Here is a 19,172-nt window from a genome sequence, read left to right as displayed (position 1 = left end):
GCCACACGCACACAGCCGTGTGGTGGTTCGCGCAACAACGAAGGAACTTTTCAGACCAATGAATGCCAAGCTCCCGCGAGGGGTTCGCAACGCGAACCCCGGCAACATCGATCGCACCAACACCGTCTGGCAAGGCGAGGATCGCAGTGCCTCCGCCGTGGCGCGCGAGTCGCGCTTTGCGGTCTTCGATTCCCCCGAATACGGCTTCCGTGCCCTGGTCAAGACGCTGTTGACCTATCAGCGCAAGCACGGCCTGCGCACGGTGCGCGGCATCATCAATCGCTGGGCGCCGCCGGTGGAGAACGACACCGGTGCCTATGCGCGGCAGGTGGCCACTGCACTGGGTGTGGATGTGGACCAGCGCATCAACGTCGAAGCGCCAGCCACCGCATTCCAGCTGGCCAAGGCCATCGCCAAGCATGAAAACGGCGGCAACTTCTGGGGCGACGAGGTCATCTGGGATGGCGTCGAATTGGCCGGTGTGCGCCGATGATGGATGGCGGCGCCACCGTGCTGCTCAAGTCGGCTGCATTGCTGGTGGCCACCAGCGCTGGCAGTGTGGTTGTCACTGAAGTGATTACCGGTAGCGAGCACCTGTTCCTGGGCATTCCGCAGTCGTGGTTTCTGGCGGCGGTGGTCGGCGCGCTGGTTGGCCTGCTGGTACTCAGCGAGATCGACGTGGGCAAGGTCTCCGCGCCCAGCGGCGGCCCGGGCGTGCAGTGGCTGACGTTGCTGCTGCGCGTCGGCTTGCTCGGGCTGTTCGTCCTGGGCTTCGCCCTGGCGGCCGGCTGGATCGTGGTGGCGCTGGCCAACTATTTTCCTTCCATCCACCGCATCGGTATCGCGGTGAGTGGCTTGAGCGGCTTCGTCATCAAGCCGATGTTGCCGCACTACCTGGCCGCGCTGCAGAAGTGGTCCGATCGGCTCGCTGGCCGTGCAGGAGGTGGTGCATGACCACCTACCTCCTGAGCCTGGTCAGCACGCTGGCCGTGTTTTGCGCCACCACATGGCAGCTGCTGCACACCTTCCACCTGGGTGATCGCGCACGCGACCGTGCTGCCTGGGCGCTGCGTGGCGCCTGTTTCATTGGTCTGGCCGTGGGCATGCTGGGCATCTTCCTGCGCGACCTGGCGCAACACACGCCCGCGCCTTGGTACGTGCTGCTGGTGCGCGTGAGCCTGACGGTATTACTGATCTATCCATGGCGTCGTCGGGAGAGCGATCGATGAATATTCTGGCGTTTTTCAATGCGCTGGTGGCGCTGGTCTTCGGCTGGGGCACCGATACGCTGATCTGGCTGCGCAAGCCCGGTAGCTGGCTCAAGGTGGTGTGCGCACTGCTGGCAGCCCTGCTGTCTATTGCTGCCCTGGCGTCCTACCGCAAGGGCCAGCAAGTGATCGTGGTAACGCGCCAGGTGGAGCAGTGCCAAAGCGATCGTGCTGCAGCATTGGAGGCTGCGCAACTCAAGCGCGCAGAGTTGGAGCGCAACAACGCAGACAAGGACGCGGCGTTGGCAACCATCGCCGCCAAGTTGCAGGCCGAGGCGGAAAAGCTGCGGCTGCTGCAAGAGCGCAATGCCGGCCTGCGCGACAAGACCGAAGCCGCCAAGGCGGCGGCCGACCGGAGCGCCAAGGCATTCAAGCGGGAATACGACCAACGTCCAGCCGAGTGCGCTGCCGCACTGCAAGCGCTGGCTGCGGCATGCCCCAGCCTGGAGGGATACTGATGCGCAATGTGCTGATTCTCGCGCTATCGACGGCGCTGCTGGCTGGGTGCGGCAACAAGCTCGCCAAGGTGGATCCTGCTCGCCCGATCATGGTGACGCCGGCGCCCGCCGTCGTGGCGGTACCCGTGCGGGTCTATGTGCAGATCCAACCGCGCCTGACCCAGCGATGCCCCTGGGTCAGGAATGGCACTCTCGAGCAGGTGCTTGAGGTCTCCCGTGGGCGCAAGCGTTGCCTGGAATTCTACGAAGCCAACCTGAGCGAGATCGAGCAGGTGCAGGGCACGCCAGCCGGCGACAGCTTGGAGCGGCCATGAGCATGTTCCGCAAGGACACCACCGCTGACTATCGCGCCGGCGCCAGCAATAGTGGCGTCAAGATCGATGTGGACGCCGACAACTTACTGGGCCGTCAGTTCAGCGAGTTGGAGAAGAAGAATCTGCCATTCGTGGTGATGCAGGCGGTCAACGCCACTGCGTACGAAATCCGTGAAACCTGGAAGCGTTCAGCGCTGCGCGTTTTCGACCGCCCGACACCGACGACTCGGAATGCGGTGCTTTATGCAAAGGCGACAAAAGATCGTCTGTATGCGCAAATCTTCCTGCGCAACGAGGCGCTAAAGGGAACAGCTCCTGACAAATATCTGCAGGCGCAGGTTCTGGGGGGGGAGCGTGGCACCAAGGGATTTGAGAGGCTCTTGCAGAAGAAAGGGCTGATGCCTGCCGGCGCCTTCGCTGTGGCTGGCCGCCGCGCGACGCTTGACCAGTATGGCAACGTCTCGTCAGGTCAGATCCGGCAGATTCTGTCGCAAATGCAGGCCGGTGCTGAACAGGGCTACGTGTCGAATGAGAGCAATGAAAGCCGTGAGAAGCGCCAACGGCGCGAGGCGCGCAAGTTCGGCAGGACCTACACCTACTTCGTATTGAAGAAGCGTCGGGGCAGGTTGCTACCGGGTCTGTATGAGCGCAGCAATGATCGTAGTCGTGCAATCCGATCAATCTTCATTTTCGCCACGCGTGCAACTTATCGACCGCGTTACGACATCTTTGCACAGGCACAACGGCAGTGGGACAAGCTCATGCCGTTCTATTTCAGTCGAGAGTTGGAAAAAGCGCTGCAATCGAGCATGTATCGGGTGCGCCCATGAGCCAACGCCAGTTCATGCAGGAGTTTGATGCGGTTGCGTTCGCGGCCTTTGCTGAGTCCGGCCTTGCCGATGCTGCGCAGTACCTGGCGCCTGGAGACGATGTTGCGTTGCCCTGCACCGTTCAAATCGATCGCAACGTGCGCGACTTCGGTAGCGACAGCGTACCGGTCAGCACCGGCTTCATCCTGGTGACGTTTCAGCGTGCGGAAGTGGAGCCGGCAAAGCGCGGCAAGCTGCTGCTGCCTGGTGAAACGCTGCTGCTGGCCGAGCGCGTGCGCCAGGACGAATCCATCAGCCAATGGGTGGCCGATCATGGCTAGCCCGCGCGAGACGTTGCGCACTGCCGTTGGTGCCTGCCTGCAGCGCATCAGCATTGCCGGTGGCTACCAGACCGATGCTGGCGCCAGCTTCACCTTGGAGCCGGGTCAGGTGGATGAAGACGCCACCGCCGTGCTGACCGTGCTGGTGGCCAAGCAGGAGCGCGCCAGCGATGCCGCCCTGACGCGCACCCATCGCCTGACGACGTTGGTGGTCGTCATCAAGGTGCCTGCGCCACTGGATACCGCCCAGGCGCGCCTGGACGCAGCCGTAGCCGATGTCGAGGAGGCGATGGCCGACCAGCAGTACCGCTACCCGCCGCGTGTGCAGTGCCCGCAGTACATCTCCATGGAGCCGGTCAAGCCGGAAGCCGGCATGAGCTGGGTCGGCGCGCTGCTCACCTACCAATCCCACATCCCGATCAAGTAACCCGCCGCCCAAGCGGCACCACCACAGAGGCAATACACGATGGACGATTACAGCTACCTGGGCAGCGGCAAGGTACTCATTCGCGAGTACGCGGCCGCCGCGCCCTTCGAAGAGGTGGGCAATGTCAGCGCGCTGAGCTTCAGCCCCCAGACCAATACCATCACCCTGGCCGACAGTACCAAGCCCGGCGGCGGCACCCGCAATCGCGTGGACCGCGTCACCGAGGTACAGATGGCCTACACCTTCCACGACTTCGCCCCGCAGAATTTCGCGCGGGCGTTGCGCGGTACCGTGAGCGCGATCGCCGCAGGCAATGTTGCCGCCGAAGCGGTGGTGGGATTCCCGGGTGGCTACAGTCCACTGGAGCGGCGTGCAACCGAGATCACGTCCGTCAAGAACTCCGGTGGCACCGTCACCTACGACGCGGGCACGGATTATGAGCTGCGCGATGGTGGGCTGTTCATCCCCGTCGGTAGCGATATCCCGGCACCGGTCAATGGCGTTGCCAATCTCACCGTGGCCTATGCCCACGGCGCGGCCAAGCGCGTGGAAGCGCTGACCACGAGCCAGAAGCAGTACGAGGTGCTGTTCCTGGGCCTCAACGAGGCCCGCAGTGGGAAAGAGGTGCGCGTGCATGCGCACAAGGTCAGTGGCGGCGTCATGGCACAACTGGGGCTGATCGGCGATGAATATGGCGCCGGTGAAGTGACCGGGGCGCTGCTGGCCGACACGGCGAAGGGTGTGGGTCTGTCGCAGTACTTCACCGTGGACATCCAGGAATGAGCCGCGATGACCTGGATGTACTGATGCCCCCCGTACGGGCCATTGTGTTTCGCGGCGAGCAGCTGGAGCTTTCGCCGCTGACGCTGGCGCAGATCGGCCCGTTTATCAAGTCAACCCGGCCGATCATCGGCCGGGTCATCATCGCCGCGAGCATGGTCAGCGCCGGCGCCACCATCGAAGTGGCGGCGCTGTTGATGGATGTGCTCGAGCAGGACGGCGATGCATTCGCAAAGGGCGGGGCCGTCGTCACTGGCAAGCCGGAGGGATGGATTGCGGGCGGCTCACTGGCAGATGCAGCCTCGCTGGTCGAGGCCATAGTGGAGCTCAACCAGGATTTTTTCGGCCAGCGCCTGCCGAGCCTGATGCGGGTGGCCGGAAATGCCATCCCCGCAATGGTGGCGACGCAGGCACAACCGGCTGGGCCGATCTCGTCCACTTCCTCGTCGCCCGCGGACACCAGCGGCGAGACGTCCTGACCTACACCCTGGCGCAAGCCAGGGCGTTTGCAGCAGCGGCTGTGCGCGATGACCACGCGCAGCTGCGTCAACGCGAAGCATCCACGGCGCAGGCCGTACGGATGGCGATGGGCGCCGAGTCTGTCGCCTTTACGAAATACATCAAGGACCTGACACGGTAAATGGCCGACCAATCAGCAAATCTGCGCGTCCGCATCAGTGCGGACGTAAACGACATCAAGCAAGGCCTCGCGTTGCTGCGTGGGCAGATTGCCGCTGTGCAGAAACAGGCCAGCCAGCCGCTACCGGCAAACAACCCTGTGTCGCAACTGGGCGTTTCGGCTGGTCAGACGGCGGCAGCAATGCGACAGCTGCCTGCACAGTTCACGGATATCTTCACCAGCTTGCAGGGTGGCATGCCATTTTTCACCGTGCTGGTGCAGCAAGGTGGACAGATCAAGGACAGCTTTGGCGGGATTGGCCCTGCCTTGAAAGGTGTTTCCTCCGCCCTGGTTGGCGTGGTCAACCCACTCACGGTCACGGCGGCTGCGGTGGCGGCTCTAGCTGTGGCCTGGGTGAAGGGACAGGATGAGGCGGAAGCATTCGCGCGCGTTTTGGCAGAAACGGGAGGCATTGCAGGCGTGACAGGCGATCAATTGGTCGCTATGTCTGAAGCGCTATCGGGTAGGAATCTAACGCAGGGGAAGGCGGCTGAGGCCCTGACGCAAGTTGCGAAAAGTGGAAAGATCGTTGGGGTCAGCTTTGTCGCCGTAGCTTCAGCTGCGGCCAACATGGAAGACGCAACGGGTCGCGCAATCGGCGAGACAGTTGCCGAGTTTGCGAAGCTAGGCCAGGATCCGGTCGATGCCATCGTCAAGCTCAACGAGCAACAGAGCTTCTTGACGGAAGCAACCTACTCGCAAATTAAAGCCCTGCAAGAACAGGGGCGCACTCAGGAGGCTTCTTCGCTCGCGACGGAAACGTACGCCAAGGTGCTGAACGAACGGGCCAACGACGTGCGGGCGAGCCTTGGCAGTATCGATCGCGCATGGGTGGCGGTGACCAAATCGGCGAAATTTGCCTGGGATGCAATGCTTGACGTCGGGCGAGAGGAATCTAGCGAGAAAAAGATCAATGATCTATCGGGATCGTTGATAAAGATGCAGGAGTTGCTCGATAGTATGTCCGTCGGTGACCGTCGGCGAGGTCTGGTCGAGAACCGGATCGCAGAGATTCGGCAGCAGATGGGCAGCCTACAAGAGGCTTGGATCAAGGAGCAGAAAGCCGCCAATCAGAAGATGCTTGCCGCACAAGCGAATCAAGCAGCGATTGACCAGGAACAAGAGCTGCTGCAATACCGTTCCAAAGAGCAAAGGCGCGTTGCTGAAATCAATGCTGAGCAAGGTAGGGCGCGTGAGGCTATCTACGCGGCTGAGTCGAGTGGCGACAAAGATCTGGCGGCCAAGATCGCAAAGAATCGCGACGAACTCATCAAGCAGATCAATGACAAGTACACGAAGGAGACGACAGGTAACACCGCCGGTGCCAGTCGCTCTGCGGGCCTGCAGAACATCAAAGATGCGTTCACCGCCGAGCAGGCGCAGATCACCACTAGCACCAAGGTGCTGCAGGCGCAGTACCAGGCGCGAGAGGTATCGGCAGAAACCTACTACCAGCGCCTGCGCGAGCTCACCGAGCGCGGCACCGCCGCAGAGGCGCAGTCGCTGCAAAAGCAGATTGACTACCTCAACAGCCGCAACGTCAGCGGCAAGCAGTCGATCGACGTCAACAAGCAGGTTGGCGAGTTGGAAGCGCAGCTGGCCAAGGTGCGCACCGAGGGCGCGGCCGCTCTGCAGGTGCTTTCAACCGAAGAGGGCAAGCTGAAGAAGCAGCGCGAGGACGCACTTGCCTCCTACAAGGCGGCGCTCGACGCCAGCACCGATGCGCTACAGGAAGACATGGATGCCATGGTGGCCCGTGTTGGTGCGGGCGATCGCGAGTTCGAGATCCAGCAGCGCTTAAACGGCGTCTACAAGGAGCAAGCGCAGCGGCTGAATGAGTTGGCCCTGCAGAAGAATGCCGGGCGTATCGACGAAGCAACGGCTGCGGCCGAAGAGCAGGCGGTGCGCGAAGAAACCGACCGCCGTGTGCAGATCATCCGTGATGGATACCAGTCCATGCGCGAAGCGCAGGCCAGCTGGAGCAATGGTGCATCGGCCGCCTGGGCGAACTACGTTGATGAGGCCCGCAACGCTGCAGGGCAGGTGCAATCTGCGGTCGGCTCGGCACTGGGCGGCCTGGAAGACGTCTTCGTCGAGTTCGTGACGACCGGCAAGCTCAGCTTCAGCGACTTGGCCAATTCCATCATTGCCGATCTTGCCCGCATCGCAGCCAAGCAAGCCATCACTGGCATGATCGGTGCCATGTTTGGACAGCCTGGTGCGGGTGCTGTGCAGCGTGAGTCGATCCCGCTGCAAGGCTGGGACACCGGTGGCTTCACTGGCCCCGGAGGCAAGTTCGAACCGGCAGGCATTGTGCACAAGGGCGAGGGCGTACTTAGCCAGCGCGACATTGCAGCGATCGGCGGCCCGCAGGCATTCCTGGCGTCGCTTGCGGCATTGCGTCGCGGACCTGGTTATGCGGATGGCGGCCTCGTGGGCGGGCCAGCGGTGCCGCAGTGGCGGCAAGGTGGGCGGCCGATGCAGGTGCAATTCAACATCGAGAACAACACCGGGACCGCAGTCACAGCGCAGCAGACCGGCGTGCAGCAGGACGGCAACAAGATGATCGTGAGCATGGTCCTTAATGCAGTCGCCGGGGACATTGCGGGTGGTGGAAAAGTGGCCGGCGCAATCCAGGGCCGCTTCGACACGAGGACGCGCCGCTGATGGCTACCTTCCCCGCCTACGCCGGCGTGCTGTACGACACTGTCCGTTGCTCGTTTGACCCATCCGTGCTGCGCACCGAAATGGAGCGTGGCGTGCCCAAGCAGCGCGTACTCAACAGTCGTGTGTTGACGAAGGTGGCGATGACGCTGGACTTTGCATCGCCGACAACCGCGCTGGCGTTTGAGTCTTGGTATTTTGACGAGATCCGGCGTGTCGGCTGGTTCGACTTTCTGCATCCGTTGAGTGGCGTGACGTTGCAGGCGCGCTTCGAGAACGGTGGTATCGGCGAGCTGCGCCCGGCTGAGGGTGCAGAGCGCCCGTGGCAGCGCGATGTGGTCGTGGAGTACCTGCGATGAGCACATTCCTCGAGCGCCGCCAACGCGTGACCGATCCCGCCGGGCCGCTAGAGCTGCTTGAGATGACCGCACCGTCGTTCGGCGCTGTCCTGCGTATAGCCAACGACACGCAGGATTGGGAGAGTAACGGAAACACCTACGTCGGGTACCCGTTTCGTTTCACCCCGCCGGCGGATGCGGCCGGGCAGACGCCGCGCGCGCAGCTGGAGGTGGACAACGTCGGGCGTGGGATCACCGACGATCTGGAGCGCGTGCAGCCGAATGAAACGGTGATGTGCCGCTACCTGATTACCGACCGCGCGCAGCCCAACCTCATCGCTCGCCGATATTACTTGCCGTTGACGCAAGTGCGCGCCGCCGGACCGCTGATTACCGCGCAGATCGGCGTGGACTTTTTCATGCGGCAGCAGGCGGTGAAGCTACGCGCCAACCCTTTCACGCTGCCGGGGATCTTCTGATGCGGGTGGTTGACGTTGAGCGATTCCTCAACATTCCGTACGACGCCGAAAACTACGACTGCGCGGACCTGGTAGTGCAGGTGCAGCGCGAGTTGTTTGGGCGCGATGTACAGATGCCTGCGCGCCGTCCGCGCGGTGCTGCCGGGCAGGTGGCACTTGGCGAGCTCTCGCGCGCCTACGCGTCGCCCACCACGGCGCCGCAAGACGGCGACCTGGTGCTGATGTTCGACAAGGGTCAGGGCAGGCCCGGTCACGTCGGAGTCTTCTTCCACCTGGCCCACGAGGGCTGGGTGCTGCATACAACCAGCGCGCTCGGCAGCAGCTGGCTGCACCGCGTGCGGGAGCTGCCGGATTACGGCGCACGGATCGAGGGGTATTACACATGGGCTTGATGACAACTCCCGCGAGCAGCGGTCAGCTGGTGCTGACGCCGCATCCGGTCACACTGGATGGCCAACGGCACATCGCGATGGATCTACAGCCGGGCGAGCGCCTGTGCGAGTTCCTGCATCGGCATGTGATCGACCTGGACCAGGGGGACTGGAGCGTGTCGATTGGCGGCCGCGTCGTGCCTCGCCACCTGTGGCCGTACGTCTATCCGAAGGACGGCCAGGTCATCGAGGTGCGCGGCGCGGTTGGCAGAAATGCCCTGTACATCGTGGCGATGGCCGCGCTGATCTACTTCACCGGCGGCGCCGGTGCGACGTGGGCGGCTGGCTTGGGTACCACGGGTGCAGCTGTGGCCTACACGGCTGCGTTCGTGGTCGGTTCGATCGTCATCAATAAGGTGCTCGGGCCGAAGGTCGAAAGCCCGACAGCCCCCAGCAACGCGGGGACGGTCTACAGCCTGGGTGCAGCGCGCAACCGCCCTCGGCCCTATGAGCCGCTGGGCCTTCTGTTCGGCCGCACGCGCATCGCGCCAGACATCGCCAGCACCACCTACTCGTGGTACGAGGGCGACGACCAGTACATCGGCATGGTGCTGACGCCGGGCATCGGTGTGGGCCGCGTGGGTGCGATCTCCAATGGAGATACGCTGTTGTCGAGCTACGAAGGTGTGAGCGTCTATCACTCTGGCTATAGCCAGATGCCGGAAGAGACGATCCCGTTGTACAGCAATGTGGACACGGTCGAGGGCGGTGAGTTGCCTGATACCGCCGACTTCGTGACCCGCACCACCAGCGCCGACACGGTGCGCATCCTGATCAACTTGGAGTACGTGCTCGGCGGCGTGGGCACTTCGGGCAAGAAGTACAACGTGTCGGAGACGGTGCAGGTGCAGTATGCACCGGCGGGGACCGGCATCTGGGCAACGCTGGCCACGCAAACCTACACCGGCGACAAGTTGGATGTCAGTAAGCGCGCGACGCTGTCGGCAGATGTGGCCAAGGGTCAGTACGACGTGCGCGTGCGCATCCTCGGCCTGGGCAACTACAGCGGCGACAACACCCAGCGCAACGACTTCCAGTGGTCGACGATGGGCAGCGTGCAGGCCGACACGGCAACGTATGTCGGCATCTCGCGCACCGGCATCATCATGAAAGCCACCGGGCAGCTCAACGGCCAGCCCGACGAGCTGCGTGCTGAGCACGTCGCCGCGCCGATCCCGGTGTGGCGCAACGGCGCATGGGTGAACGAGGAAACCAGCAACAACGGCGCCCACATCCTCAAGTACGCCCGCGGCTACTACGACCAGAACGGCAGGCTCATTGCCGGCATGGGAAAGAGCGATGAAGAGATCGACATCGAGTCGTTGCAGGGCTTCATGGCCCACTGCGAAGCGAACGGCTACACCTACGACTATTGGTTGACGGAGGAGCGCAGCCACGACGAGGTGCTGCAGGCCATCGCCCTAGCCGGCATGGGGCAGACCACCAGGGCCGGGGGCCGCTTGTCGGTGGTGTGGGCCGCCGACGAGCAGCCGCTCTCGGGCGTGGTCAACATGGCCGAGATGAAGAAGGGCAGCTTCAGCGTGGACTACACGCTGGCCAGCGCTGCCGACGGCATCGAGTACAGCTATTTCGACAGCACCACCAACAAAGTCGAGACCCTGCGCGTGCCTGCGCCGGGTGTGGAGACGATGCTCAACCCGGCGCGGCTCACCGGTGAGGGTATTGGCCGCGAGGCGCACGCGGCCGAGCTGGCGCGCTATCACCTTGGACAGAGCCTCTACCAGTACAAGGACATTGGATTTGCTCAGGACCTGCAGTACTTGTCCTATCGCCGCATGTCGATGCTGTCGATTTCCCACGATCTCACGCAGTGGGGCTTCGGTGGTCGCATCGTCGCGGCCGAGCGCAGCCCGCTGCTGGGCACGGTCACGCTGACGCTGGACGAACCGGTGCCGCCACCGGATGCACGCAACGCCTTCATCGGCCTGCGCATCCCGGGTGAGGCGGTCTACCGCACGTTCCGCGTGCGCGGCTTCGCTGAGGCAACCGACACCATCCAGCTCGTTGAGGAATGGCCGGATGACGCACCGCTGCCGGGCGAGGGCTACGCCGATTCGATGGTGCAGGGCGGCTGGCAGGAAAACCCGGCGCACGACACCGTGTGGATCTACGACTTCAAGGCCACGCCGGGGCTGCGCGTGCGCGTTGTGTCTATTGAGCCAGAGAGCGATCTGAAGGGCGCCAACATCAGCGTGGTGCCGGAGTCGCCCGAGTTCTGGAACTACGTCAAGACTGGCCAGTACATCCCGCCAGACAGCGGCTCGTCGCTGGCCACGCGCCCGATCGTCAGCAACCTGGCGATCAGCGAGGACCAGATCACCACCGGCGACGTCACCGCGACGGACCTGGTGGCGACTTTCGACATCAGCGGCCCGTTCGATCACGCCGTGGTCTACGCCTCGGCGTCCGATGGCAGCGGTGAGCTGCAGGAAGTGGCCCAGACGCGCACCCGCACCGCGCGGTGGCGCATCCCGCGCGCCGGCACTTACACCCTCAACGTGCGCCCGTTCGGCCCGGAAGGGCAGATGGGCGTGGGCGCCTCGCTGATCTACACGACCATCGGCGCCGACGCACCGCCGGTGAACTACGACCTGTTCGACGTGGAGGAGATCTCCGGCGGCATCCGCCGCTACACCTGGGGCTTCTGGACGGACACGATCCAGTCGGCCAACCTGGCCGGTGCTGAGATCCGCTACACCGCGGCACCGGAGCAGGGCGCGCCGATGCCGGCGTGGGAGGCCATGACGCCGGTCGGTGACAGCGGCTACCACACCGGTGCGTTCGACTCGCCCATCCCGGCGTCGGGCAAGTGGACGTTCGCTATCCGCGCGCGCAACACCAACGGCACGCTGTCGGTAGCGGCCAAGTACGTCACCAAGACGCTCGGCAAGAACCTGGGCGAGCTGCAGGAGGAAATGCAGCAGGCGATCGACCAGACCACCGAGGAGATCCGGCAGGGCTTTCTGGAGGCCGCAGAGCGTGATCGTCAGATCGCCGAGGCTGCACTAGCGGCTGCCAACAAGGCGCGCGAGGACGCGATCGCACACGCGGACGCGCTCAATGCAGCGTTGGGCGATCTGGTCAACGCGGACGAATGGACCTCGACCGCGTTATATCCGAAGGGCGACTTCGTGCGCTACGACGGGCGGCTGTACCGAGCAGAGCTCGCAAACTCCGGCGTCGTTCCGGCGGGCAATCCCTCGACCTGGCAGAACGTCGGCAACTACTCGAGCGCAGGCGAGGCTATCGCGGCTGCGCTGGACATGGCCAACCAGACGGCCAATGAACTGGAAGCCGAGGCCACTCGGCTGTCAGGGGTGATAGCGCGCCTACCTGCGGGCGACGGGCAGCTGGCTCCATCCGCATGGGTTTCAGAGGGGTTTACGGCACTGACAAATGCCGACACAGCGCTAGGCCGGCGCGTCGGAACTGTAGAGGGCCGCATGCCGGCCGGTAGCGGTGCCCTCGAGACCGCGGCAAGAGTCACAGCAGTGGATGAGGCGGCGGTCCGGCGCGACGAGGCGGTTGCGCAGCGGGTTGGCGTGGTAGAGGGGCGTATGCCATCCGGTAGCGGCGGGCTTGCGACCTCCGCGAGCGTCACCTCTGTAGATCAGGCCAGTGTTAGCCGTGACCAGGCGCTTGGGCAGCGGATCGATACAACCAACGCCGCAGTCGCTGGCAAAGCGGAGACCTCCGCCCTTAACGCACTGAACTCGCAGGTGCAGCAGATTGGGAATCAGGCGACGGCCAACAGCACCGCGCTCACCAGTGTCGTGGCCAAGACGAATGTCAATGGCAACATGCTGGTCAACCCGACGTTCTCACAGGGTGCCTTGGGCTGGACGTTGCCCACCGGCATGTCGATCGCCAACGAGCCGCGGTTTGGCTATTACCTGGCGTTCGGCTTTAACCAGGCCACCGCAAACGGGCTTGCGGCTGTGCAGGACCGTGCGGCGCCTGCCGGTACATACACGGTTGCGACGGACGTGTACCGCAACGGTTCGGTCGGCACCGCGCGCATCGAGCTGAGCTATCTCAATTCGTCGGGTCAGCCGGTGGGCGGCGCAACCGTTGCCACGGATTCGTCCATCGTCGGCGCATGGCAGCGCATTGTTGCGTCCGCGCCACCTGCTACTGGGACCACCACGATTCGGGTGCGTCTGATCTGTGAGCAGACCAACGCCAACGTCAGCTTCCGCCGCGTGAAGCTTGAGGCCGGCTCCGTCTCGACGTTGTACACGGACGAGAACTCGGTCAACACGATGGTGTCAGCGACGCAGGCGCTCGAAGCGCGGATGACGGTTAACGACAACGGCCTCGCGAGCTACTTCGCTTCCTACACGTGGGCATTGGACGTCAACGGCAAGGTGATCGGCATGCGCTCCGTCAACAACGGCACAATCGGCAAGATCTCATTTTCGGCTGACGTGGTGGAGATCATCGGGGCTACGCCGGGCGGCGGCCGAAACGAGTTTGTAGGTGGCAAGTTCTACGCGTATGCACCCAATGGCCGCCGTGTGGTTGCACTCGGTTACGGAGTGACATGACCAATGTCCTGATCATCAACGACGCCGACACCGGCGTCGTGCTGCTGCAGATCACCGATCAGCCCGACTCGGATCTGCTCACGCAGCATATGGGCGCGATCGCCATTGCCAGCGGCAGCAATGGGTCTGTGCCGGTGCCGGTCACTGGCAGCGCCAACCAGCTTTACTACTGGTTCGTAGCCGACAGCGGCGCAGGTAACAGCCTGCTGCCGTACTTCAGCGACGACGGCAACACCATCAGCTGGGTGTCGCCGTCGGCAACGTTGACGGCACGCGCCGGCGGCACTCTGTTTTACGGGAGGTTCTGATGGCGTATGCAATTTTCGAGGCCGGCCCCAATCGCATCGTCATCTCTGAGGCGTGGAAGAATTTGGCGCTGGCGTCGAAGAAAACGATCACGCCCACCGGTAGCGGGACACTCAAAGCATGGAGCCTGACTGTCTCCGGCACAAATCCGGCCCTCGCATTTTTGGGTGAAAGCAATGCGGTGCTAGCAACGCGCACACAGAGCGGGAGCAGCTTCACGTTCACTGGCTTCACGCTCGGTGGCAGCTTTACGGCCTACGTGTTCGATGAGCCAAACTTTGGCAGGCGCGACTACCTGGTGATTACCAATCCCGACACCAACGAGGTGCACTTCGACGCGACGTTGAAGTACATGAAGGTGCGGGCACTGCTGCAGGGCAATGCTAACCAAGGCGGATCGATCACGCTGCCGGCCGGCCGCACCTACGCCGTGCTGGCCGGCTCCACCGGCAACATCATGCTGGTCATCGGCGGCCTGGTTGGTGGCGGCCCGCAGTGGCAGGTGCAGATCCTGTGGCGCAAGGGCGTGGTCAACATCAATGGCAACGTCGCATCCATCTCAACGATCGACACCGCGCAGGACCTACGCACCGGCACCGATCGCAATCCTCAGCCACCCCCTGGCAACTACGGCCAGGCCTGGGTGCGCGCTCCTATCCTCGACGTTACAGGCTACTGACATGCTCATCAGCGAAAACCTCACCTTCGGCACGCAGACCAAGATCGTGTCGCCCCGCATCGAGATCCGATGGGACCCGGCCACGAACGACGGGCCGGTCGAATTCCACCTCGAGCAGATGACAACCAAGCCACACCCCGATGGCTGGACCCAGACGCTGGAGCGTTTCTTCCTGCGCGTGCTCACGGTGCAGATCAGCGACCTGATCGGTCGCAACTACGAGATCACCGCGCCGTCGACGACCGAAGCCGACCCGACCACCGGGAAACCCATCAAGGTGCCTGGCGAGACCGTCACCGAGCCCGGCGTGCACCTGCTGCTGGGGATCAAGGCGGCCACACGAGCCGCCTACGATGCGAACGTGGCCGCGCCTGATCCTGAAGCAGACCCTATCGCTCGGCAGATCACGATCATCTGGAACCCGGTCAACGACACCGGCACAGTGACGTTCCAGGTCGAAGACCGGCACGCAGCCCTCGGTGTGCTGGCGGCGCCGATCACCGACCTGATTGCCCCGACCTACGACATTCGCTATCCCGGAGCAGAGTCGGCGCAGCAGCTGGAGGGTTGGAAGCTCCAGGCCCTGGTAAAGGCGGCAACCGATGCGGCCATTGCCGCGAGTCTGGCGACATCCGAGCCAGCTGCGGCCTGACCTGGGTCAGGTGTGGCAGATCAGTAGCGGCTTTTGACAATCGTGCGCACGCCTGTCCGATCCTGGAATTTGATGCCCCACGGCGTGACAAGGTAACCCGGCCGGCGGTAGTAGATTGCAGGGATGTGGTCTTCCCGCGCGTCCCTTGCGATGCCGTTGACCAGCACGTAGGGGGCGGCGGTCTTCGGAACCTCGCACCAATCCTTCCGCCCATCGGTCTTGAGCGTCAGCGTGTAAGGTCCAGTGCCCAGGACCTCGCCGCACACGACAGACCGGCTGTTCACCGAGGCTGCGCGGGCGCGCGGCGCGATGCGAGTCACGAACGCGTCCAGGCTTTCGCCAGCGGCGGACGTCTCCTGAAGCATTTGGGTGGTCTGGCCGAACTTCACCGGCAGCGGGTCATGGGCGAGGGCGGGCAGGGTAGCGCTGAGCAGCGCCAGGGCAGCAGTGGCAAGGAATGGGCGCATCACGTTCTCCGTATCAGCTGCGCCGGCCTGTTGCCGGCGGCGCGAGGGCATCTCGGCGCGTCACCAAGATGCTCGGCGAGCGCTTCAGAAAAAACGTTCATTTGCAGTACCGGCGCACAGCTGTGGATGAGGAAAAATCCGACCCGCTTGTGCGGCAACGCCCGATATGTGAAACCCCATATCGGTGCCAATCTACCCTTGCCGGATGCGGGGCCATAGGCCGCTCACCCGCATGGCGCCCGAGCAGCGCCGGCCCGGCTCCTACACGAAGCCCTCAATGTCCTCGCGCGTCAGAACGCCGAGGCGATGACCCCAGGAAGCAACCAGCTCAATGACAGCGGCCGCCTCGGCTGGGAACGCATACAGCAGCTCCGCTTCGAACTGATTGAGCACTTCGAGCGGCTCGGAGGCGCACGCCAGCCGCTGCTGCAGTTGTTCGAAGAGGTTGGGGCTGGCGTCCATGGATCGAAGTCTACGCGGCTGCGTCTCAAGCGGTGAGACGGGTCAGCCGATACTGCGGGCATGGACAGAGCCCAACTCCGAACCCATCTCGAAAATCTCGATGCCCCGGTGCCAGCCCTGTTGAAGAGCAGCCCCGACCGTTGCCACTTCTGGCAGGCCTTTGCCGGCATGGCGGACGTCATTGAGGACGGCGCCATCACAGGGGAGGATGCCCAATTCGTCTCCCGGCGGCTCGATGAGATCCTGGCCTGGCATGGCTTGGAGAACGGCGACCGCGACTGTTGAGGGATCGCCATGTGTTACTCCGCTGAGATCCAGGCCGACTACCGGAAGCTGGTGCGCAACTTCGGGGCGATCATGTCGATCGAGGAGTTCTCGAAGCTGTGGTTGAGGCAGGGAGAGGGGGGGAAGCGGCCCAGGACCCCAAAGGCGATGGATGATGCATTCCGCGCAGGCGGGGAGGGTGGCGTGGCCGCGATCGCCGCAGAGCTGGCCGTGTGGGACGCCGATGACATGCAGGCCTTGGAGCAGGAGCTGTTCAAGCAGGCCCGGCGCCTGGCGGACGCCGAGCGGGTGCTGTCCAGCGTCAAGCCGACCAAGAAGGCGGCGACAGACCAGCGCATCGCCACCACCAAGATCGAGCAGATCAGGGGCCGCCTCGCGGACCTGCAGCGGACCGAGCCCAAGGCGCGGGATTACCGCATCTTCCCTGGCTACTACGCGCCGGTGATCGTCTCCGAGGGCGGCCAGCGCGTCATCAAGCCGATGCGCTACCAGTGCCGACCCGCCGGCAAGCCGCCGATCTACGACACCAAGTATCCCGGCACCTACAACGCTCGCCGGGACAACCTGCAGGGCTTCTGGCGCGAGCAGTTCGGCTACACCCACGGCCTGGTGGTGGTCGGGCGCTTCTACGAAAACGTCGAGGGGCCGGACGGCAAAAACCGTGTGGTGCAGTTCCAGCCCAGCGACCGCGAGCCAATGCTGGTGGCCTGCCTGTGGTCCCGCTGGACAGATCCCGCCGGCGAGCAGCCGGACCTGCTGAGCTTCGCGGCCATCACCGATGAGCCGGAGCCCGAGGTGGCAGCAGTTGGGCACGATCGGACCATCATCAACATCAAGCCCGAGCACATCGACGCCTGGCTCAATCCCGATCCGGCCAACCTCCAGGCGCTGCAGGCGATCTTCGACGACAAGCGTCACCCGTTCTACGAGCACAGGATGGCTGCGTGACCCTGCCTGAGGGGTTTCATTGGACCGAGGCCTACCAACACCAGGAAGGGCCGCCGCGCATGCTTGCGCTTGGCAGCACAGGGGTGGCGAGGCTTGAGCAGCGCGTCGATAACGGCGCCTGGTTCATCCTGCTCGACTACCACCTGCCGTATGAGCAGAGATGCAAGCGCCAACGGAACTGCACCACATTCGCTTCCGGTCAGGCTGGCGCTGAGATGTGGGTGTGCCGGCACGAGGCCAGACTTCGCAGAGAGATTGCCGAGATTAATGCTGCGCGACCCAAGCACCTTGGGGCCGGGTGATTGGCAAATCCGCTCCGCAAAACGATGGCACCGGCGTGGAAACCCGGAGATTTATAGCCACTCAAACCGCCGTTTGCGGAGCGGCAAATGCGGTCAAGTGATTGATTTAGAAAACAAATTCCGTAGCTTCCCAAGCTACTGACGAGGGTTCGATTCCCTTCGCCCGCTCCAGAGCTTCTACTCAGTCCCTAACCGCTTGATTGAGTTGGGTATTTTGGCCGATTGATGATTCCGAGCGATGCCCCTTGAGGTATCAATCGAGGTATCAATCTTGCCCAAGCCTCTGATGATGTTGCGCTCGGCTGGACTATCTGTCGGCTTCTTTTATTTCCATTGAATTGCGGGTCTGCGCTCGCTCGCGCCAGGGCGTTCGTCAACCTCTGCACGCGCTACCCCACGATGTGGCGCCCACAACCACTACGCCGCAGCTTCGTCATTTCCTTCCGCCCGGTCAGGAACTTCCCGATTGAGGCGTTCGGCGCCGATGCCCATAGTGCAGGCATCACCGATGCGAGCGCCATGAACACGACCTCCTCCCAGCTGGTTTCAGCGCTGATCAAGGGCATGCGCCGCGCCGAGTCTGCGCGGGTTGCCTCGCTTGCCTATCGCGCCGGGCCGGACGATCAGCTGGGGCGCTGCGGCACACCGGACAATGCCGAAAAGGTCCTCGAGATGTTCAAGCTCGATCCCGAGCAGATCCGCGATATGGGGCTGGTGGGGGTGGAGGAGCTGGGCGAGGCGGTGTGCCATGCCTGGTCGATCAATGCAGGCCAACTGGATCGCGTGGCGCAGTGGTTCACTGCACCACGCGTGGAGTTCGTGGGCAAGCACTGCAGGGAGCTGGTGCAGGCCGGGCGGATCGGACCAGTGCTGACCATGGCCCGCGAGCAGGCCTTGCTGCGTCATCGCTGAGTGTCAGCAGACCCTGTCGCGGCTCGGCGCTTTACGCTGGGCGGCGTAGCGGCAATACTGGCCGCCCGTCCGATCTCCGTTTCGTCAATGCGCCAGGTTCCGCTTGATTCACCCGCTGCTGCCAAAGCCAAATTGCTGGAAGAATTGCGCAACCTCGAGCAGGAAGAAGCGCAGCTCAAGTACGCTCAAACACTGGAAGCGTTCGACCAGGTCGTGGAAATACTGACCCAGTTCGCCAATCGCTTCAATACAAAACAGAAGTCACAGATCGCCTCGCTGGCCATGACGGGCAAGTCCAAGGGGCCGCTGTCGTCCACGGGCGAGGTGCTGGCCAAGTACTGGCTCCCACATTCGGGCGAAACCTGGTCCGGGCGTGGCCGTACGCCGCGCGCCTTCAAGGCCTGGGAAGGCACCAGTTCTTACAAGGAATGGAAGGCCAAGCATCCGGACAAGCGCTTTCCGCTCTATCCGGGCTGATCGTTTCTAGCCGATCGATTGGGTGTTGAACCGCCGCCGCACCGCGTCGAAGACGGTGCCCGGTGGGGCTGTGCCGCGATTGGCTCGCCGCCGCCCTGGGGCGAACGGCGAGCCATCCTCACCTCA

At 63.6% G+C, this 19,172-nt stretch carries 25 protein-coding genes and 1 tRNA gene; 24 read left to right on the top strand and 2 right to left on the bottom strand.

The window, feature by feature from the left end; translation table 11 throughout:
• The first annotated feature begins 58 nt into the window (after positions 1-58).
• The 18 genes from ACCQ13_RS14725 (at position 59) to ACCQ13_RS14640 (ending at position 15,193) form a co-directional block, all read left to right on the top strand.
• Positions 59-493 carry a structural protein P5 gene (locus tag ACCQ13_RS14725; RefSeq protein ID WP_159407428.1) on the top strand — a complete coding sequence of 145 codons (435 nt, stop codon included), beginning with the start codon at positions 59-61 and terminating at the stop codon, positions 491-493.
• Positions 490-954, top strand: a complete 465-nt coding sequence (locus ACCQ13_RS14720) for a hypothetical protein (RefSeq protein WP_223214341.1) — start codon at positions 490-492, stop codon at positions 952-954. Before ACCQ13_RS14725 ends, ACCQ13_RS14720 begins: the two co-directional genes overlap by 4 nt.
• Positions 951-1,229 carry a hypothetical protein gene (locus tag ACCQ13_RS14715; RefSeq protein ID WP_159407427.1) on the top strand — a complete coding sequence of 93 codons (279 nt, stop codon included), beginning with the start codon at positions 951-953 and terminating at the stop codon, positions 1,227-1,229. The genes ACCQ13_RS14720 and ACCQ13_RS14715 overlap by 4 nt, the downstream gene beginning before the upstream one ends.
• On the top strand, positions 1,226-1,726 hold the full coding sequence (locus tag ACCQ13_RS14710) for a hypothetical protein (protein WP_159407426.1): 501 nt from the start codon (positions 1,226-1,228) through the stop codon (positions 1,724-1,726). The genes ACCQ13_RS14715 and ACCQ13_RS14710 overlap by 4 nt, the downstream gene beginning before the upstream one ends.
• Positions 1,726-2,040 (top strand): hypothetical protein, encoded by a 315-nt coding sequence (locus ACCQ13_RS14705; protein ID WP_159407425.1) that lies wholly within the window; start codon positions 1,726-1,728, stop codon positions 2,038-2,040. Before ACCQ13_RS14710 ends, ACCQ13_RS14705 begins: the two co-directional genes overlap by 1 nt.
• On the top strand, positions 2,037-2,870 hold the full coding sequence (locus tag ACCQ13_RS14700; RefSeq protein ID WP_223214340.1) for a hypothetical protein: 834 nt from the start codon (positions 2,037-2,039) through the stop codon (positions 2,868-2,870). Before ACCQ13_RS14705 ends, ACCQ13_RS14700 begins: the two co-directional genes overlap by 4 nt.
• Positions 2,867-3,190, top strand: coding sequence for a hypothetical protein (locus tag ACCQ13_RS14695; protein WP_159407424.1), 324 nt, complete (start codon positions 2,867-2,869; stop codon positions 3,188-3,190). Before ACCQ13_RS14700 ends, ACCQ13_RS14695 begins: the two co-directional genes overlap by 4 nt.
• The gene (locus ACCQ13_RS14690) at positions 3,183-3,617 is read left to right on the top strand and encodes a hypothetical protein (RefSeq protein ID WP_159407423.1); all 435 of its coding nucleotides are present in this window, start codon (positions 3,183-3,185) and stop codon (positions 3,615-3,617) included. Before ACCQ13_RS14695 ends, ACCQ13_RS14690 begins: the two co-directional genes overlap by 8 nt.
• Before the next feature lie 39 nt (positions 3,618-3,656).
• The gene (locus ACCQ13_RS14685; RefSeq protein WP_159407422.1) at positions 3,657-4,400 is read left to right on the top strand and encodes a phage tail tube protein; all 744 of its coding nucleotides are present in this window, start codon (positions 3,657-3,659) and stop codon (positions 4,398-4,400) included.
• The gene (locus tag ACCQ13_RS14680) at positions 4,397-4,876 is read left to right on the top strand and encodes a hypothetical protein (protein WP_159407421.1); all 480 of its coding nucleotides are present in this window, start codon (positions 4,397-4,399) and stop codon (positions 4,874-4,876) included. Before ACCQ13_RS14685 ends, ACCQ13_RS14680 begins: the two co-directional genes overlap by 4 nt.
• A gap of 161 nt (positions 4,877-5,037) precedes the next feature.
• Positions 5,038-7,743, top strand: coding sequence for a phage tail tape measure protein (locus ACCQ13_RS14675; protein ID WP_159407420.1), 2,706 nt, complete (start codon positions 5,038-5,040; stop codon positions 7,741-7,743).
• Positions 7,743-8,099 carry a hypothetical protein gene (locus ACCQ13_RS14670; protein WP_159407419.1) on the top strand — a complete coding sequence of 119 codons (357 nt, stop codon included), beginning with the start codon at positions 7,743-7,745 and terminating at the stop codon, positions 8,097-8,099. The genes ACCQ13_RS14675 and ACCQ13_RS14670 overlap by 1 nt, the downstream gene beginning before the upstream one ends.
• The gene (locus tag ACCQ13_RS14665) at positions 8,096-8,557 is read left to right on the top strand and encodes a DUF1833 family protein (RefSeq protein ID WP_159407418.1); all 462 of its coding nucleotides are present in this window, start codon (positions 8,096-8,098) and stop codon (positions 8,555-8,557) included. Before ACCQ13_RS14670 ends, ACCQ13_RS14665 begins: the two co-directional genes overlap by 4 nt.
• Positions 8,557-8,949, top strand: a complete 393-nt coding sequence (locus ACCQ13_RS14660) for an NlpC/P60 family protein (protein ID WP_159407417.1) — start codon at positions 8,557-8,559, stop codon at positions 8,947-8,949. The genes ACCQ13_RS14665 and ACCQ13_RS14660 overlap by 1 nt, the downstream gene beginning before the upstream one ends.
• Positions 8,940-13,556, top strand: coding sequence for a host specificity factor TipJ family phage tail protein (locus ACCQ13_RS14655; RefSeq protein WP_372372282.1), 4,617 nt, complete (start codon positions 8,940-8,942; stop codon positions 13,554-13,556). Before ACCQ13_RS14660 ends, ACCQ13_RS14655 begins: the two co-directional genes overlap by 10 nt.
• On the top strand, positions 13,553-13,864 hold the full coding sequence (locus tag ACCQ13_RS14650; RefSeq protein ID WP_159407416.1) for a hypothetical protein: 312 nt from the start codon (positions 13,553-13,555) through the stop codon (positions 13,862-13,864). Before ACCQ13_RS14655 ends, ACCQ13_RS14650 begins: the two co-directional genes overlap by 4 nt.
• Positions 13,864-14,541, top strand: a complete 678-nt coding sequence (locus ACCQ13_RS14645) for a hypothetical protein (protein WP_159407415.1) — start codon at positions 13,864-13,866, stop codon at positions 14,539-14,541. Before ACCQ13_RS14650 ends, ACCQ13_RS14645 begins: the two co-directional genes overlap by 1 nt.
• Before the next feature lies 1 nt (position 14,542).
• Entirely contained in the window at positions 14,543-15,193 is a 651-nt protein-coding gene (locus ACCQ13_RS14640) for a hypothetical protein (protein WP_159407414.1), read from the top strand.
• Between the two features lie 20 nt (positions 15,194-15,213).
• Here the strand turns inward: ACCQ13_RS14640 and ACCQ13_RS14635 are convergent, their stop codons facing one another.
• Entirely contained in the window at positions 15,214-15,660 is a 447-nt protein-coding gene (locus ACCQ13_RS14635; RefSeq protein WP_159407413.1) for a hypothetical protein, read from the bottom strand.
• A gap of 261 nt (positions 15,661-15,921) precedes the next feature.
• Positions 15,922-16,122 (bottom strand): hypothetical protein, encoded by a 201-nt coding sequence (locus ACCQ13_RS14630; protein ID WP_159407412.1) that lies wholly within the window; start codon positions 16,120-16,122, stop codon positions 15,922-15,924.
• Between the two features lie 60 nt (positions 16,123-16,182).
• Here ACCQ13_RS14630 and ACCQ13_RS14625 point away from each other — a divergent pair, with 60 nt between their 5' ends.
• The 6 genes from ACCQ13_RS14625 (at position 16,183) to ACCQ13_RS14600 (ending at position 19,046) form a co-directional block, all read left to right on the top strand.
• Positions 16,183-16,407, top strand: a complete 225-nt coding sequence (locus ACCQ13_RS14625; protein WP_159407411.1) for a hypothetical protein — start codon at positions 16,183-16,185, stop codon at positions 16,405-16,407.
• 9 nt (positions 16,408-16,416) lie between these two features.
• Positions 16,417-17,355 carry an SOS response-associated peptidase family protein gene (locus ACCQ13_RS14620; RefSeq protein WP_159407410.1) on the top strand — a complete coding sequence of 313 codons (939 nt, stop codon included), beginning with the start codon at positions 16,417-16,419 and terminating at the stop codon, positions 17,353-17,355.
• Positions 17,352-17,657, top strand: a complete 306-nt coding sequence (locus ACCQ13_RS14615; RefSeq protein WP_047693011.1) for a hypothetical protein — start codon at positions 17,352-17,354, stop codon at positions 17,655-17,657. Before ACCQ13_RS14620 ends, ACCQ13_RS14615 begins: the two co-directional genes overlap by 4 nt.
• Positions 17,658-17,732: 75 nt before the next feature.
• Positions 17,733-17,828: transfer RNA gene (locus ACCQ13_RS14610), tRNA-Gly, on the top strand.
• A gap of 348 nt (positions 17,829-18,176) precedes the next feature.
• A complete protein-coding gene (locus ACCQ13_RS14605) occupies positions 18,177-18,569 on the top strand; it encodes a hypothetical protein (RefSeq protein WP_104604311.1) in 393 nt (130 codons plus the stop codon).
• Positions 18,570-18,656: 87 nt separating this feature from the next.
• Positions 18,657-19,046, top strand: a complete 390-nt coding sequence (locus tag ACCQ13_RS14600; protein ID WP_104604301.1) for an H-NS histone family protein — start codon at positions 18,657-18,659, stop codon at positions 19,044-19,046.
• Positions 19,047-19,172: the final 126 nt, after the last annotated feature.

Origin of the sequence: Xanthomonas sp. NCPPB 1638, from assembly GCF_041475635.2 — a bacterium.
GTDB lineage: Bacteria > Pseudomonadota > Gammaproteobacteria > Xanthomonadales > Xanthomonadaceae > Xanthomonas > Xanthomonas cucurbitae.
Note: the sequence above shows the minus strand (reverse complement) of the source record. Positions and strands in the feature narration are given on the sequence as shown.